Here is a 16,639-nt window from a genome sequence, read left to right on the forward strand (position 1 = left end):
TTTTTGCTTGTTCATACAAAAAATTCCTCCTTTTGTTGATGTAAACTTCGATTTAAACTACACTTATTGTAACAGAAGGAAGATTTCTTGTATTGCAGGATTGTCATGCAATTTATATATTTGTAAAGTAAATTTTATCCCTGCGATTTTCGAAATTCTGTGGGTGTCATACCGTGAACTTCTTTAAAAACTCGTGTAAAATGGCTCTGGGACGAGAACCCCAGCAGACTGCTGATCTGGGAGAGATTTTGCTCTGTTTTCAACAGCAGTGTTTCTGCCTCCTGCATTTTTTGCTGCTGGATAAAATCAGACAGCGTCCTGCCTGTTTGCTTTTTGAATTCCGTAGTCAGTCCGCCGCGGCTTTTGCCGCAGTATGCTGCGATGTCTGCGGTGCGGATCGGTTCTGCCATATGGCTGCGGATATACTGCAACACATTTCGCACCAATCGGGACTGGCTGCCGCCGCACTGTTTCAGCTTTCGCACCTGATCGGCATAGTCCAGGATCATGTGATACTGCAAGTTCTTGATTCGTTCCATGTCCGGCAGGGATTCGCATTTGGAAATGTAGTGTTCCTCCGTTTCCAAAACTTCTTCGGCAGGCAGACCAGCCTGGATCGCCGCACGGGAAACAATGGTTTCCAGCCGAATGAAAAAATTCCTGTGATGCCGCAGCAGCTGCGGTGCAAGCTGTCCGGAACGAACTGCCGGAATTTTTGTTGCACCATCGATCAGACCGTCTACGTCGCCCTGCTGCACTTTCCGAATGATGTCCTGCTCAATCGACAGAGAACGCATGTGCCCTTCTGGATTTCTGTTTTCCGGATCGGACAGGATTTCATTTTCTTTCATTTCTGCTGTAATGGTTTTCTGTTCCCTTTGCTGGATCCGCAGATCAGAAATGTCGTACATGGTTCGGTTGACTGTGAAATTGTACAGGATCATTGCCTGCAAAAGGGTATCCGGATGCATTCCCGAAAGCGTTTTCATCTCAGCTGCAAACACAGAAAACTGTTCAGGCAGCAAATGCAGCGAACCTCCCAGCTTTTTCAATTCGTGTTCCGAAATTGCCAGTTCGCTGACTGGTCCGGCGACAAAGCAGTACGACTGATGCCGGACATAGCCATAGTAAAACATATCGTGATAGGAAAAATAGCCCAGTGGTGCGGTTTCCTGCAAAAGTGCATCAATGCAGAGAATCACAGGATCTGCTGCCAGCTGCACCGGAGAATAGGTGTAGATCTTCTCCTGCTGTCGGTAGAGGCGTACCGGCAGTCCAAACATATTGGAAAACTGCCGGCTGAAATAGCAGAGCTGCGATTTGGTCAAAACGTGCTGCACAGAAGATTGTTCAGACATGGCAGAATTTTCACTCCTCTCTTTGTAAAGGCAATACCGCACAAAGAGCATCTGGCGACTTTGCACGCCATCTGCTTACAAATTTCTCGTCATATTTCACAAAAATGCTCGTGAATACATCAAGTATTCACTCCGCTTTTTGTTTCATCTGACGAAAAATTTGACGACGCATCTGTCGCACACTCTTTGTGCGGTATTGCCTAAAGTTCTCACTGGCGAAGTTTTAGTCAATACAATCATAATTGATAACAATATTATACTATATTTTGTGAAGCATGTCAAATACAAAAATCCACTGCAAAAGGAAAACCCGAGATCCCACATGAGAATCTCGGGTTTTTATAGGAAATCAGATGAAACAAAATGTCATAATTCAGAGCAACGATGCACAAAACATATCTGTAAACTGCATCGTCAGATATTGCCGGAAGATGTCGCTGTATGCCGGAGCAGACAAAGGTCGAAACCATTCAGCACACCGTCTGCATGCAGATCCCCTGCCTGCCAGTCAGCAAGCTTTGTTTCCGGAACGCCAAGCAGCCACTTTTGCAAAAGCACAACATCTGCCAGATTTACCTTGCCGTCTGCATTGACGTCGCCGGTATTTACAGGCGGTTTTTCTGTTATCACTGTCGTGGTTGCCGCTGTCGTCGCCGAAGCAGAAGTTGCGGTGGTCGCCTTTGTGATCGTTACCGTTGCCTTTGTAGTTGTTGTCGTTGCCTTTGTGGTGGTAGTAGTTGTTGTGGTCGTCGTTGTGGTGGTTACCACAGGCGGTCCGTCGATCACAGTTCCTTTCACGGCACCGATTGCCTCATCGATATAGAAATTATCTGTATCGCCTTCCGTTTCCACATAAATTTTAAAATTCTTTCCGCCCTCCGGCAGTTTGAAACTGGGATTTGCGAGCTGCACATAGTTTCCTTTTGCTGCGGAAGCAGACGCAATTCTGGCGTACTTCGTTTCTCCGGCAGCATCTGTGTACTGTAGAGAAAGTGCAGCATTTTTGGAACTTTCTCCGTCCATGTAATTCAGGCATACGCTGAAACTATATTCTTTTCCAGCCTGAAATGCTTTTGCCGGCAGCGTTTTTTCTGCTCCGTTCCACGCACTGGCACGATTCTGCACTAAAAGTGCATTGGTTCCCTGATACGGTATTCTTCCGCTCAGTGCAATATCTGCTGCACCATGTCCCTGCCAGTCGCAGTTGTCCGCCTCAAAAGTATCATGAAAATAATAGCCGTTTTTATCCGGTTCTACCGGCTTGTCTTCCAATGTCACAACAAACGTAGAAACACTTTCCGCAGGAAGCTGTGCCCAGAAGCTGCTGCTGTCATGCTCCATATTTCCTGTTTTTGCCAGATTTTCAGAGGAGGAAGTACGATAACGGTCAACCTCTGAAATTTGTGCATCAGCATCTACAGCAAACTGCTGCGAATAGCTTTCTGTTCCCTTGTTAATGGCAACAATGGTTACCTGATTGTCATCGCCCTTATATGCAGACACATAGACATTGTCTGCCGGCTGTTCCGTAGCATCGATCCGCACATCGCCGGGACGAACATATTTGGAGTATTGTGCCATGCAGTACCCACGCTTGCTGATCTTTCCGTCTTCCGTCATCAAACCATAATTCCGGCGGATATACCACCAGGTATAGGCACTCATATTGCCCACAACCATAGCATTATGGATATTTTCCGAAACCTGCAGTGCCTCCGGATAGCGATTCGCCGAATCCTTGTCACTGTTTGGAACATAAACTTCTGTCATCCAGATTTCTTTTCCGCTGTTTTCCAGTTCCGGAAAGTCCATCCATGAACGCTGTGTGCCGTAAAAGTGCGTACCGAACAAGTCACAGTTTGCCATTGCCTTGCTGTTATTCAAGATTTTCCGGTAAAATTTCTTGCCGCCGTCCGGCACCCATGAGGCATTTTCCGGTACATACTGAAAAGATTCCGGTGACATCAATCGGGTGCTTGTGATCTGATCGCCATAGTTGGCAATGAAATCTGTTGTTTCATCAGTAGACCAATATGTCCACTCGGACGCATAATCCGGTTCATTCTGTACAGAGATAGCGTACAAGTCAACATTATTATTTTTCATGTAAGTGCCAAAATCATTCAGATGCTTTGCATAGGCAGCATAATTGGATTTGGGCAGATGTAGCTTACCGTTGCTTCCGCCGGATTCCGTTAGACTTGCCGGCGGTTCCCACGGTGATGCAAAAACAGTGACACCCATTTGCGTCGCAAACTGTGCAGTCGGGAGTGCTCTGTTCCACTGGCTGCTGTCCGGATTCACAAACACCCGAAGTACCGTCAGCCCCAGTTCATTCTCTCCGTTTCCAAATGCCGTCTGCCGCTGTGCCTGCGTCAGATCTCCTGCCCATTCCGGATGGTTGATTCCGCCGAATCCCCGAATCATCTGATGTTCTGTGTCTGTATCAATGACACAAACGTCAGCGGCAAAAACTGTTTTCGTCGGAAAAATAGATGCTGTTGTTACAGACAGCAGTGCTGCCGTAAAACCAGCTGCGACTTTTCTCCAATTCATATACATTCCCTCCTGTGAAATGTGCCGTTTTGCTTACTGTGTCTATTATAGCAATTTCACATTGCGATGTATATCATTTTTGTCATGTACTTTTGCATCATTGTCATATGATCTTGTGTAAATGTATGCCTGCGGAACTTTATGCAATCTGCCAAAAATCTGACGACACATCTGTCGCACAATCTTTGTGTGGTATTTCTTTACTTTTGAGCATCTTTTGCGAGAACCTCATCAATAGTATTCTGAAGTGTACTGAGATTTTCGTCATTGTCAATGCCGCCCATAAGTGCTTCGCCCACGATATTGCCGTTTCTGTCAATGACATACGTTGTCGGGAACGCAGTGACACCCAGTGCAAATTTTCCGGCATCGCTGTCAGAATCAAAATAGATGTTCCGATATTTCGCTCCCTTTGTTTCCAGAATTTGTTTCGCCGTCGCAATATTCTGCTCATCACCGTCAAGTGCACCGACATTTACACCAAGCACTTCACCGCCCTGTTCTTTGATGCGATCATTCAGGGCATTCATTTCACTGAGTTCCTCCACACAGGGTTTGCATTCATTGAACCAGAAATTCACCACTGTCACAGCATTCTCTGCGAAAACACTGCTGTCCACCTTGTTTCCGTCCAGATCTTTTCCCTCAAACTGCGGGAATGCAGTGCCAGACGCATCGCTGGTCTGCTCCTCAGAAGAATCCGTCGGAAGTGCTGCGATCTCCTCTTCAATTTTGCGGATCTGTTCTGCATCTGATTTCAGCGTTTCATATTCTGCATCAGTAAACTGATCTTTTGCACCGTCTACAGCAGCCATCAGCACATCGCCGTAGTTTGAACTCAGCGTGTCCTCTGTGACATTTTTGCTCATAGATGCAAACACCTTTTCCCACAGATCATTGTTTTTCGCCATGATCGCATTTTCCTCATCCAAAAGTTCCTGTGAAGATTTTCCGGATGTTTCTGCTTCGCCGGATACTTCACTGGACACGCTTGAAGAAGTGTCCTTTACCGTACTGCCGCATCCGCTGAGCGGGACAGAAAGTGCCAGACAAGCTGCTAACATCATCATCAGATTCTTTTTCATTTTCATTTTTTAAGCTCCTTTTTTTCTGTTGAAATTTCTTTTGCCTTTGATAGATCTCCAAAACCATATTGATAACATATGGCATGGGTCGGACAGGATTTCATACACATGCCGCAGCGGATACACTCGGCATGGTTGGGCTGTCTGGTGACATCGACATCCATTTTGCATGCCTTTGCACAAGCTCCGCAGGATACGCATTTGTCTTTGTCCACCTTCATCTGAAAAAGCGATACCCGATTCAAAAGTGCATAAAATGCTCCCAGCGGACACAGCCATTTGCAGAACGGGCGGTAGAAAAACACACTGCCAAGTATCACAGCCAGCAGGACAAATGCTTTCCATGAAAAAAGTGCACCAAGTGCCGTGCGGATCCCTTCATTGGTGATCGACAACGGAATCGCACCTTCCAGCACGCCTTGCGGACAAAGGTATTTGCAGAAGAACGGATCCCCCATTCCCAGCTCATTGACGACTACCATCGGGAGAAGAATCACCATCACCAGCAAAATACCATATTTCAGATAACGCAACGGTTTCAGCTTTTGGGTAGAGAGCTTTGGCGACGGGATCTTATGCAAAAGCTCCTGAAACCAGCCGAACGGACACAGAAATCCACAGATAAATCTCCCCAGCAAAACACCAAGCAATATCAATATTCCGGTGACATAGTAAGAAAACTTGAATTTCGATGACCCTACAACTGCCTGAAATGCCCCGATGGGACAAGAGCCTGCTGCTCCCGGACAGGAATAGCAATTCAATCCCGGCACACAGGCGTATTTTCCCTTTCCCCGATTCAGAGAACCATTCAAAAAATTGGGGAGATGCATGTTGGTCAGAAGTGCTGCTGCTGCCTGAATCCAACCGCGAAACCGTGCAAGAATGTGCACATTTTTTTTGTTGATCTGTTTGTTCTTAGCCAATTCCAACACACTCCATACACAGGCGGATCGCTTTTGAAAAAACTGTCTGGGCTTCCTCCCGCCAGATGCCAAAGATGAGCATCGCTATTCCCGCAAGAAGAAGCAGCACTTGCACTGCCGCTTTTTTGAATACCATTTGTTTCCCTCCAATGCTTTGATGACACCAGTATACATCATGCGATATAAAATCTGCGTTAAGAGAAAATTAACACAGATTTTATCTGCGTCTGTTATAATAAAGGTAAAAATTATAAGAGCCTGTTTTGTATCCTGCCCCAAACACTGCTCCATGGCAAGCTTTTAACGGTAAACCATGTGAAAAAAGATACAGAACAATCTCTGGGGAGCATGCTATGAGACTTTTCGTGATAGAAGATGAACAATCCCTGCGGGAGGACATCACAAAAAAATTACAGCGTTCAGGATATGAAGTCGATGCCTGCGGCGATGGAGAAACAGCTTCAGAATATCTGTCTGTGGAATATTATGATTTGATATTATTAGACCTGAACCTTCCTAAGATCGATGGAATGACGCTTCTCCGCAGCTTCCGGAAAGAAAATCAGGAAACGCCGGTATTGATCTTATCCGCACGAAGCGAAATTGCTGACAAAGTGGAGGGACTGGATGCAGGGGCAAATGATTACCTTTCGAAGCCATTTCACCTTGCAGAACTGGAAGCCAGAATCCGCAGCCTGACACGCCGGCAGTTCATTCAGCGGGATGTACGCCTGCAATGCGGACAGATCGTATACGACACCAAAAGTCGTACTGCAACAGCAGACGGCGTTGTAATCAATCTGACACGCAAAGAAACCGGCGTACTGGAATATCTGATGCTGCATCAGGGCAGACCCGTCAGTCAGGAGGAACTCATTGAACATGTATGGGACAGCAGCGTGGACAGTTTCAGCAATTCGATTCGTGTCCACATTTCTGCACTCCGGAAAAAACTCCGTGCAGTTCTTGGCTATGACCCCATTCGGAATCGAATCGGAGAGGGTTATGAAATAGAAGGAGAATCAAAATGAAGCGAATGAAACGACTGTCCTTTCAATGGAGAATCACACTGCTGACTGCCATTTTGATTGCCGGAACTTGTATATGTTCCAATCTTCTGCTCTATCGTTCCGGTACGGTCGGCATAGATTCGCTGAATGGCTTTGTCACGGAATATGATCCAGAAAGTTCCGATGTTCTGAAAATTGAATTTGATGATCAGCAGATGTCCGCATTTCTCCATCAGTTTTCGCAGGAAATTTACGATGTGAAAGCAGAATTCGGAAGAAAATGCTGGTATATCACAGCCGCAGTCACACTGCTTAGTGCAGCGATCGCATATTTTGTAAGCGGCAGAGCACTCAAACCGCTGAAACAATTTTCAAAGCAGACAGAAAACATCAATCAGGACAATCTTACCAGCACCCGTTTTGATGAAAACACCGCAGCAGAATTTCAGCAGCTGAGCTGCTCGGTCAATCATATGCTTGACCGACTGGCACTTTCCTTCGACTTACAGCGTCAGTTTGCAGGAAATGCTGCACATGAATTGCGTACACCGTTGGCAATGATGCAGACAAAATTGGAACTGTTCGCCGAAGAACATTCTGACAGCTGTGCAGAAACCGCAGAACTGGTTCAATTTCAAATCGATCAGGTAAACCGCCTGACTGCCCTTGTCCGCACGCTTCTGGAAATGAGCAATTTGCAGTCTGTTTCACGTTCCGATGAAATCGAATTGGCACCGCTGGTTGACGAGATCCTGACGGATCTCACCACACTTGCGGAACAGAAAAATATTACACTGCATCAAAACTGTGAGGACATTCATATGATCGGCAGTGATACACTGATTTACAGACTGCTGTTTAATCTCGTTGAGAATGCGATCAAATACAATCATACAGGCGGCAGCGTAACGGTTTCTATCCGGAAGGAACAGCATCAGGCATTGCTGCATATTACAGACACAGGCTGTGGGATTCCGGAAGCATACAGAGAGAGTATTTTTCAGCCGTTTTTTCGTGTAGATAAATCAAGAAGCAGGCAAATGGGCGGTGTCGGTTTAGGGCTTGCCCTTGTGAAAGAAATTGCAGTATTGCATGGCGGGAATGTCTGTGTGGAATCAAGTTCAGAAAAAGGAACGACTTTCGCTGTAAGATTGCCATTGATGGGAAAAGTGGAATAGGACTGTTTGACAAATATACGGATTTTTCAGGCGAGCCCTAAGGCAATACCGCACAAAGATTGTGCGACAGATGCGTCGTCAAATTTTTCGTCAGATGAAACAAAAAGCGGAGTGAATACTGGATGTATTCACGAGCATTTTTGTGAAATATGACGAGAAATTTGCAAGCAGATGGCGTACAAAGTCGCCAGACGCTCTTTGTGCGGTATTGCCCTAAGGTAGCAAAATCAACACGACAGTGAAAGGGAGAAACGAATTATGGGTGCATGGGGTACGGGATTGTATTCCGATGATTTTGCACTGGATGTGAAAAGTGAATTTTTAGATGCAATCAATTCTGGAAAGCCATATAGAGAAGCATTTGAGGAGTTAAAGAAAACATATGTGGATAACGCATATAATGACGATCCGGACATACCAGTATTTTGGTTTGTATGTGCGGACATTTTATGGAAAAAAGGCCGCTTAGACGAAGATATTAAACAGACGGCATTAGCATATATCGAAAGCAACTCAGATGTTGAACGTTGGAATTTAGAGTCATCTGCTCTGGGAAAGAAAAGAAAAACAGTTTTGGAAAAATTAAAGGCTAAATTACTTTCACCGCAGCCAGAGGCAAAACCGATTCGGATAAAGAAATTTTATGAGTGCCCCTGGAATATTGGTGATGTGTTTGCTTATCCATTGATTAGCAATCTTGCAAAAGAAAACGGGTTACATGGAAAATTTATTATATTTCAAGTTGCTGCAAAGAGAAAAATGAAAAAGAATGTCGATGAGTATCCTGTGGTTCGCTGTTGGATTGCAGAGGAGTTAACATTTCCTCCCAAAACAACATGTGTGAAATGGAGTAGTATTCCAAGGAATGATGGAAATTATAATTACGGTTATTTTATGATTGCATCTTCTATACGCTCCATTCCTAAAAGCATTCGTTTTATTGGAAATTTTGCTGAATATATTCCCGTTGATGATGGTGGAAATATTGAAGAAGCTTCAGATGGTGTTATATGGAAGTACTTTGAAGAAAAGATTGTAAAAGATTATCTGAGAGATATAGAATGACAGTGACTGGTACAGCACTGAGGTTTATGTTCGTGGTACAAATCTGCTGGCGAAATTCAGCAAGCAGAGCGGCAATGTCAAGACGGATTATCAGTACTATACGCAGAATGCACATGGAGATGTTGTCAATCTGACGGATGCAGACGGCGAGATAGTGAAGTTGTATATTTATGATGCATTCGGTGTAGAAAAAATATTGACGATGAAAATATGAATGGCAACTTTGTGTATAGAGCTGGAGCCTATGAGTATTATGATGTTACATATTGGCAACCAGAAGAAGGAGTTATTCTTTATAATTATTCACGGAAAAAGCTAAATGCAGAAGAAATGGCATACGAAACATTGTTGATTTTGCTATTAGCAAGTGCCGCTTATTCCGGAAGTGGCGTTGGACAGCCAGCACCGGCTATGCAACCAGCTATCTAGTAACTATATTGCTATATGTTGAAAGGAGTTTAAATTTGCATACATTTTCCACATTGTACAAAAAGATGTTTCGGCAATTACTGTTTCCCTATGGATATAAACTTCATAAAAGTTTGTTTTATAAGGAAATTAATCAGGAACAGTGTTTTTTTATCACTGCAAAAAAAGAACGATACGCACCTTATTATACTGTATATTTGGATATGCTTCCCTATTGTATGGATATAGAAAAAGAAATAGAAGATGTTTGTGATATTTCAGATGAACTTGGTTTTGATTTACCGGGTTTGATGAAAAAACTTGAACCATCTCTGTTTCATCCAGAACCGGAAATCATAAAGGAATACTATGCATCCAGGCTATACGCAGATTTTTATGACGAAGACAGAACAATAAACAGCCTTCGAAATGCTTGTAGTGACATGGAAAAATACATCCTGCCTTATTTCCATCAGTTCGCAGATCTGGAATATTTCTATGCGGAAGAAAGTGAAACATGGAATTTTGCAGATCCTGTACATTATGGACTATCTTTGAAACTGCACCACTATGAAGATGCCTTGCGCTGTATGGAATATCGCATATCTGATTGTCGCCGTATCATGGCGGATCATGTCCAGACACAGAACAGACTGCATACTGGTACACTCATGAATCGGGATAGGGTTATTTTAAAGAAAGATCCGGATTATGCGGAAGAGCTGACAAAATGGATCGCAGATTGTGCAGAGAAAATTGCCACATATGAAAAGATACAGAATCATATATTGCATAGGTCTACAACAGAGTTAGATAAAATGGTTACAGAAATAGAAGAAAGAAGTCGTATACATTTAAAAAGACTGCTTAATGCTAATTTCTAATTTCTTAAATCCACCACTCACAAGTAGGAACATGACCAACTCCAAAATTCCGATCAATTCATTTTTGAACAAAGACAGATGATGATTATGGAATCCGATATGAAGGATTTGAAATTTATAACAGTTTAGCATCAACAACATTTCGGTTTTTGGAAGATAAGTGTATTAGATGTTATTTCGGCTATAATTTAAAAGGATTTTCCGAGTGATATATTCAAGGCAATACCGCACAAAAAATAAAAAGGTACAAATACAAGATTTGTACCTTTTTTGGTGCCGCTGACCGGACTTGAACCGGTACGGTATCGCTACCGAGGGATTTTCTCACTACTCTATGTTACCATAGCCACACAAAATTGTATGTTGTAGTCCGGACTTGGTCTTTACCATATCCTTTCGGACTTAGGTAGTCGGTGTAAGGTCTCTACACTCACTCTTGCGAGTTAGCACGGCGTTCTGTTTGTGCCTTCGCCGTTTTAGCCGACTTCTACACCACAGATTTCTCTGTGGGCACTCTCTGCGAACAGATCGCAGACGCACTGTTCATGCGTACAAACATCAAAGTCCCTTGTGTCTGCCTATTCCACCACAGCGGCAAAAAATTCACTTTCGAAAACTGTCAGAAAATGTAGAAATCATTTTCAAACACAGCATAATTATTATAGCACGTTTTATGAAAAAAGTCAAGTGTTTTTTTACAAACACACATTTTGCACTCTGACAGCAGTGCATTATAATGACATAAGGCAACACAAAAAAGCACATCACTCTTTGCAGCCATTTCCTGCAAAAAGTGATGTGCCTCTTAGGGCAATACCGCACAAAGAGCGTCTAGCGACTTTGCACGCCATCTGCTTGCAAATTTCCCGTCATATTTCACCAAAATGCTCGTGAATACATCAAGTATTCACTCCGCTTTTTGTTTCATCTGACGAAAAATTTGACGATGCATCTGTCGCACAATCTTTGTGCGGTATTGCCTTAGCTTTCTTATGCTTTTATGCTTCTGAAATAATTTCCGATTTCATCAGATCCTGTATCTCTTGCCGATTCGGCATCACCTTTAACGCACCTTTTCTCGTCGTAATCAGCGATGCTCCGGCATTTGCAAAACGCAGCAGTTCCAGAAGCTGCTCTTTTGTGAGCTTGTTCACTTCATGCTCCAGCACATAGTTCAGTACGCAACCGAAAAATGTATCTCCTGCACCGGTTTTTTCCACAGATTTCACATCATAGACCGGTGCTTTTGCTGCTGCATTTCTCGTGTAAGCACAGCTTCCGTTTCCGCCCAGCGTGATGCAGATCAGCTGTATCTGCGGATATTTTTCCAAGAGTTCCCTTGCTGCCCGGTCATAATCCGAATGCCCGAACATAAACTCCACTTCATTGTCTGAGATTTTCAAAAGATTGCATTTGGAGAACCCGTATTCGATTTCAGTTCTTGCATCTTCAAGATTGTTCCAGAGCGGTTCCCGCAGATTCGGGTCAAAGGAGAGCATTGCTCCGCTTTCTATTGCGGTATCTATGGCAAATCTGGTGGCTTCCCGAACGCCTGCATGGGTCGAGGAAAGTGTGCCAAAGTGAAAGATTCTGGAATCCTGAATCAAATCTGTACGCACTTCCTGCCTGGTCAGCATCATGTCTGCACCCGGATCACGAATAAAGCTGAACTCCCGTTCACCGCCGGCAAAGGTATGCACAAAGGCAAGCGTCGTCGGAACACCTGCATCTGTCACCAGTCCGTCTGCACAAATTCCAACCTCTTTTATGATTTCGGAAAGCTGCCTGCCGAACATATCTGCTCCGACTTTTCCAATGAACGCCGTATGCTTTCCCAGCTTGGAAAGCATGGCAAGCACATTACAGGGAGCACCGCCCGGGTTCGCTTCCAGTAAGGGGTTCCCCTGCGGACTGATTCCGTTTTCGGTAAAATCGATCAGCAGTTCGCCCAAAGCTGTTACATCATATTTTTTCACTGCATTTCCCTCATTCTATCGTATAATCATAAGTCGTCAAGTTTGCGTGCAATGTAATGGAATCATTTCCAAAGGTTCTTGTAATTGTCAGCAAATCGTTTGCAGAATTTACTTGAATCGTCCCCTCCAGAGAAAATGCCGGATGGGTATTCCGAAGTGTCATTAGTTTTTTCAGTTCCTGTACAACAGGACGTTCCTGCTCTTTTGCCACTTCTTCTTTTGAGTAATAATGGCGATTGATGTCCCTGCCGTTCTTCGTCTGTTCCATCAAAGCAATATCATTGCTTCCGGCAAGCATTCCCACATAGTACACCTGCGGGATTCCCGGTGCAAAAAACTGTATTGCACGAGCAAGCAGGTACGCTTTATCATTATTTCCCAAAGCAGAATAATACGTCGTATTTACCTGATAAATGTCCAGATTATGATAAGCTTCGGAGCTGTAGATCTTCTTGACATTTGCCCCCTGGCTGTACATCTGTTCTTTGACCTTTTCAATTTCTTCGTCCGGCAGCAGGTCTTTTACATCCACAATGCCAATGCCGTCATGCGTGTCCAATGTCGTAAATTGTTTCATGGGACACATTTCCAGCCAATGCTTCAAATATTGTCCGTCATGATTATAGAGGGCATGCAGTGTCAGCACCGGAAGAGCAAAGTCATAAACCCAAAAGCCCTGATCGGAAATTTTCATGGGAATGGTGTAATGTTCGTGGATTTCCGGCAAGATCTCTACATGTTCCTTTTTGACAACATCTTCGATCTCATGCAGCAGTTCCCAGATGTCCGGTTCAATAAAAAAGCAATTGGTATCCGGTTTCTTTACAGCATAGGCAAATGCATCCAGTCGAATGACAGATGCCCCGTGATGACACATGGAGAGCAGTGTATCCCGGATAAATTTCTTTGTCACCTCTGTGCGAATATCCAGATCGATCTGTTCCTCACAGAATGTACACCATACTTTATCACGGCTGCTGTCCGAAAAAGTGACATCCACATATGGTGCTCTCGGTTTCCGCTTATAGATCAGATCTGTCTGTTCCTGTGTGGGTTCTCCGTTTTTCCAGAACTGGCTGTACCGGATAAACATGTCCTTATAGGCTGAAGCATCTTTCTTTTCTAAAAAATCTTTGAAATACACAGAGCTTGCTGAAATATGATTGACCATAAAGTCAAACATCAGATAATACTCTTTTCCCAATGCCTCTACATCTGAAAAGTCGCCGAATTTCTCGTCAACCTTGTCGTAGCACATCGGGGCAAACCCTCTGTCCGCAGAAGACGGGAAAAAAGGCAGAATATGCACACCGCCAACAGCATTCTGATAGTGTTGATTCAGCAGTTCATGCAATTCTTTCAAGTTATTTCCCATGCTGTCCGCATAAGTAATCAGCATAATTTCATTTTTTAAGTTCATATCCGCACCTCACTCTATTGTATACAGGGTATGTCTGGAAAGGGGTTTCTGGGCAATATGACGGAAAATCTGCAAGCAGATTGCATGCAAAGCCTTCAGACGGGCTTTATGCAGTGTTTCCTGAAAGTAACTAGTTACTTTGCTGATTACAGCATACCATGAAACCAGTTACTTGTCAAGGCTTTTTTCTGATTTTTGTCGCAATTTCTAAAAAATATGAAAACGTTTTGTGCAGTTCTACGAAACTGGTTACTTTACTAATTCTTTTATTGATTCACAAACGATTATGTGCTATAATGAAGAAAGAAACAGGAGGCATAAAAAATGGCGAAAAAAAATGTAACCTTTGCAGATATTGCAGCATATACCGGTTTTTCCAAAACAACGATTTCCCGATATTTTAACAATCCCGACTCCATCACTGTGGAAAATCAGGAAAAGATCGCAAATGCCTTAGAGGTGCTGGACTATAAGGAAAATAAGCTGGCAAGAGTCATGGCAAACGGCAAAACAGAAATGGTTGGCGTGATCATTCCCAACTTATATATGCACTATTATTCGGATATGCTGGATCACATCATCTCGACCTATGAGGAATACGGATATAAATTCATCGTATTTGCAGGGAACGAAGACGCCGATGTGGAACGGCGATATATTCAGGAACTTCTCGCCTATAAGACAGAGGGGCTGATTATTTTAAGTCACACGCTCTCTTCCAAAGAACTGGCAGAATATCACGTTCCTATCGTTACCATTGAGCGGGAAGACGAATATGTGTGCAGTGTCAATACAGACAACTACATGGGTGGCGTGCAGGCTGCAACCGTCCTCGCCAAAAGCGGCTGCGACATTCTGCTCCATGCAAATGCAGATTTTCCAAATACCATTCCAGCTTACAAACGCATTCAGGGATTTCAGGATTTTTGCGAAACAAACGGGTTGGAACATCGCATCATGATTCGGGATTTTGGTGCCAACTTTGAAGAAAACAATGCAGAGATCACAAAGCTTTTACAAGAGATCGAAGAAACATATGCAGAGAAAAAAGTGGGAATCTTTATGCCCAATGACACCCACGCCAACATTCTGCTCAATCTTATTATACGAAAATACGGCACATTGCCGGAACGGTATAAAATCATTGGTTTCGACAACTCTCCCGTTTCCAGAGAGGCGATTTTTCCCATTACCACAGTTGGCCAACAAATGGACAAAATCGCACAGGAGGCAGTAGAACTGCTTTCACTGCAAATCAGCGAACGAAAAAAACGCAGGCCCAAGCCGCTTGCCGCACCGATTCACAAGGTGCTTACACCGATTCTGATCCGCAGAGAAACCACAAAATAAAACCACATCTATGCAAAATCCCCTTATCAGCGAATACTGGTAAGGGGATTTTTTAGAACCCGTCTTCACAAGAAATATATGTGGATTTTCGAGCATAATTTTGTTGCAGACAAGGAAAAAATACGCAGGCGGGCTGTCGCCCGGCAAGTGTTTTTCACGCAGTATGCAGCAAAATTTGCCGAAAAGACACGTGTATACGCTTGTGAAGACGGGTTCTTAGATAGATGCTCATAGAGCAATGCTGTTGTTTACGATTTTGTTTTCTCTTCGTGTTTTTTCAAGTATGCGTTATAACAATCATCACAAAGCGTTTTTTTCCATGGCATATCCATTCTGAACATACCTCTCTCACCGCAGTATTCACAGATATGTGCAGACCTTTTTTCATATCCTCGAACGAGTTCTGATATATCATGCCTGAGTTTCTTCTTTGCTTCGTTATCCTCACAATTCTGAGGTTCAAATCTCAAAGAAGCAACACCGAGGAAATCAATAGCCTGTAGTTCGCCAGATACGCCTTTAAATTTGTAATAAAACCTGAGTGTACCGAACTTCTCTTTTATCTGAAGAATTTCCAAGTCAATCTCATTTGCCGGAATACCTTCTTCAGCATATCTATTCGTGATTCTTTGACATAATTCGTAGATCAGTTCGAACCAGCCTGAACTGCATTCGCACCCCCACCTGCGATATATATTTCTTTCTTTTTTGTCCCGATTTTGCTGCATAAACGGGAAATCGCTCTGCAATTGTTTTTCAAAACGTTCTTTCATAAGGCAAGTACTCCTTTAACAAAGGCATGTGTATCTTATGCACAAGAATTTTCTATGCCAACGGTGATTACACAACAAAATAAGAAAATCTAAGGCAACACCGCACAAAGCTTGTGCGTAAGGTGCGTTGTCAGATTTTTCGGCAGATTGCATTTACACCGTCAGCGTAAAATCTTGCTGAAAAGACCTGCATTTCATTTTTATGCGAACACATTCTAGTATAACACATCGTTTTAAAAAAAGCAAGAAAAAATTGATAAAGTGAAGAACAACTACACTTTGAGGTTAGGGTGTCAAGCTTTATTATACTACATCAGAGGTAAAAGGCGTTTTCAGAGGATAGCAAACAGCCTGAGATTCCAATTGTAGAATCTCAGGCTGTCTTTCGTTTGTATGCAGTGAGAAAAGTGAGATGGTTTTGGCATCATGTTTATCGGGAAACACTGAATAAAGCTTGTGCGTAAGATGCATTGTCAGATTTTTCGGCAGATTGTGTGCAAAGCCGTCAGGCGGGCTTTATGCAGTGTTTCCTTTGTTCATGCAGTTTTCCAAAATTCTTCCACAAGACCATTTCTCTGCGGACTGATTCCGCTTTCGGTAAAATCGATCAGCGGTTCGCCCAAAGCTGTTACATCATAGGCAATACCGCA

The 16,639-nt window shown here is 43.5% G+C and carries 14 protein-coding genes; 6 read left to right on the forward strand and 8 right to left on the reverse strand.

Annotation, left to right across the window (positions count from 1 at the left end; translation table 11 throughout):
• Positions 1-134: 134 nt before the first annotated feature.
• The 5 genes from DXB92_RS11315 to DXB92_RS13795 form a co-directional block, all read right to left on the reverse strand.
• Positions 135-1,358 (reverse strand): AraC family transcriptional regulator, encoded by a 1,224-nt coding sequence (locus tag DXB92_RS11315; RefSeq protein WP_040647210.1) that lies wholly within the window; start codon positions 1,356-1,358, stop codon positions 135-137.
• Between the two features lie 414 nt (positions 1,359-1,772).
• Positions 1,773-3,914, reverse strand: a complete 2,142-nt coding sequence (locus tag DXB92_RS11320; RefSeq protein ID WP_242986656.1) for a carbohydrate binding domain-containing protein — start codon at positions 3,912-3,914, stop codon at positions 1,773-1,775.
• Positions 3,915-4,114: 200 nt separating this feature from the next.
• Positions 4,115-5,005 carry a TlpA disulfide reductase family protein gene (locus DXB92_RS11325; RefSeq protein WP_021681719.1) on the reverse strand — a complete coding sequence of 297 codons (891 nt, stop codon included), beginning with the start codon at positions 5,003-5,005 and terminating at the stop codon, positions 4,115-4,117.
• Positions 5,002-5,832 (reverse strand): 4Fe-4S binding protein, encoded by an 831-nt coding sequence (locus DXB92_RS11330; protein WP_117733947.1) that lies wholly within the window; start codon positions 5,830-5,832, stop codon positions 5,002-5,004. Before DXB92_RS11330 ends, DXB92_RS11325 begins: the two co-directional genes overlap by 4 nt.
• 85 nt (positions 5,833-5,917) lie before the next feature.
• Positions 5,918-6,061 carry a CD1871A family CXXC motif-containing protein gene (locus tag DXB92_RS13795; protein WP_169725991.1) on the reverse strand — a complete coding sequence of 48 codons (144 nt, stop codon included), beginning with the start codon at positions 6,059-6,061 and terminating at the stop codon, positions 5,918-5,920.
• Positions 6,062-6,278: 217 nt separating this feature from the next.
• Here DXB92_RS13795 and DXB92_RS11335 point away from each other — a divergent pair, with 217 nt between their 5' ends.
• From DXB92_RS11335 to DXB92_RS11350, 5 genes are all read left to right on the forward strand, one after another.
• The gene (locus DXB92_RS11335) at positions 6,279-6,956 is read left to right on the forward strand and encodes a response regulator transcription factor (RefSeq protein ID WP_021681716.1); all 678 of its coding nucleotides are present in this window, start codon (positions 6,279-6,281) and stop codon (positions 6,954-6,956) included.
• Positions 6,953-8,113: a HAMP domain-containing sensor histidine kinase gene (locus DXB92_RS11340; protein WP_347512272.1), complete on the forward strand. Its 1,161-nt coding sequence runs from the start codon at positions 6,953-6,955 to the stop codon at positions 8,111-8,113. The genes DXB92_RS11335 and DXB92_RS11340 overlap by 4 nt, the downstream gene beginning before the upstream one ends.
• 258 nt (positions 8,114-8,371) lie before the next feature.
• The gene (locus tag DXB92_RS11345; protein ID WP_117733930.1) at positions 8,372-9,178 is read left to right on the forward strand and encodes a hypothetical protein; all 807 of its coding nucleotides are present in this window, start codon (positions 8,372-8,374) and stop codon (positions 9,176-9,178) included.
• A 210-nt stretch (positions 9,179-9,388) separates the two neighbouring features.
• Entirely contained in the window at positions 9,389-9,607 is a 219-nt protein-coding gene (locus DXB92_RS13385) for a hypothetical protein (RefSeq protein WP_147330056.1), read from the forward strand.
• 35 nt (positions 9,608-9,642) lie between these two features.
• Positions 9,643-10,470 carry a hypothetical protein gene (locus DXB92_RS11350; protein WP_117733931.1) on the forward strand — a complete coding sequence of 276 codons (828 nt, stop codon included), beginning with the start codon at positions 9,643-9,645 and terminating at the stop codon, positions 10,468-10,470.
• Between the two features lie 998 nt (positions 10,471-11,468).
• Here DXB92_RS11350 and DXB92_RS11355 read toward each other — a convergent pair.
• Positions 11,469-12,446 carry a PfkB family carbohydrate kinase gene (locus DXB92_RS11355; RefSeq protein ID WP_117733932.1) on the reverse strand — a complete coding sequence of 326 codons (978 nt, stop codon included), beginning with the start codon at positions 12,444-12,446 and terminating at the stop codon, positions 11,469-11,471.
• 10 nt (positions 12,447-12,456) lie between these two features.
• Positions 12,457-13,866 (reverse strand): sucrose phosphorylase, encoded by a 1,410-nt coding sequence (gene gtfA, locus DXB92_RS11360; protein WP_117733933.1) that lies wholly within the window; start codon positions 13,864-13,866, stop codon positions 12,457-12,459.
• A gap of 324 nt (positions 13,867-14,190) precedes the next feature.
• Here gtfA and DXB92_RS11365 point away from each other — a divergent pair, with 324 nt between their 5' ends.
• The gene (locus DXB92_RS11365) at positions 14,191-15,216 is read left to right on the forward strand and encodes a substrate-binding domain-containing protein (RefSeq protein ID WP_117733934.1); all 1,026 of its coding nucleotides are present in this window, start codon (positions 14,191-14,193) and stop codon (positions 15,214-15,216) included.
• A gap of 248 nt (positions 15,217-15,464) precedes the next feature.
• On the opposite strand, the gene DXB92_RS11370 is transcribed toward DXB92_RS11365, so the two are convergent.
• Entirely contained in the window at positions 15,465-15,989 is a 525-nt protein-coding gene (locus DXB92_RS11370; RefSeq protein WP_117733935.1) for a hypothetical protein, read from the reverse strand.
• Positions 15,990-16,639: the final 650 nt, after the last annotated feature.

This window comes from Ruminococcus sp. OM06-36AC (genome assembly GCF_003438725.1).
Taxonomy (GTDB): Bacteria; Bacillota; Clostridia; order Oscillospirales; family Ruminococcaceae; genus Ruminococcus_C; species Ruminococcus_C callidus.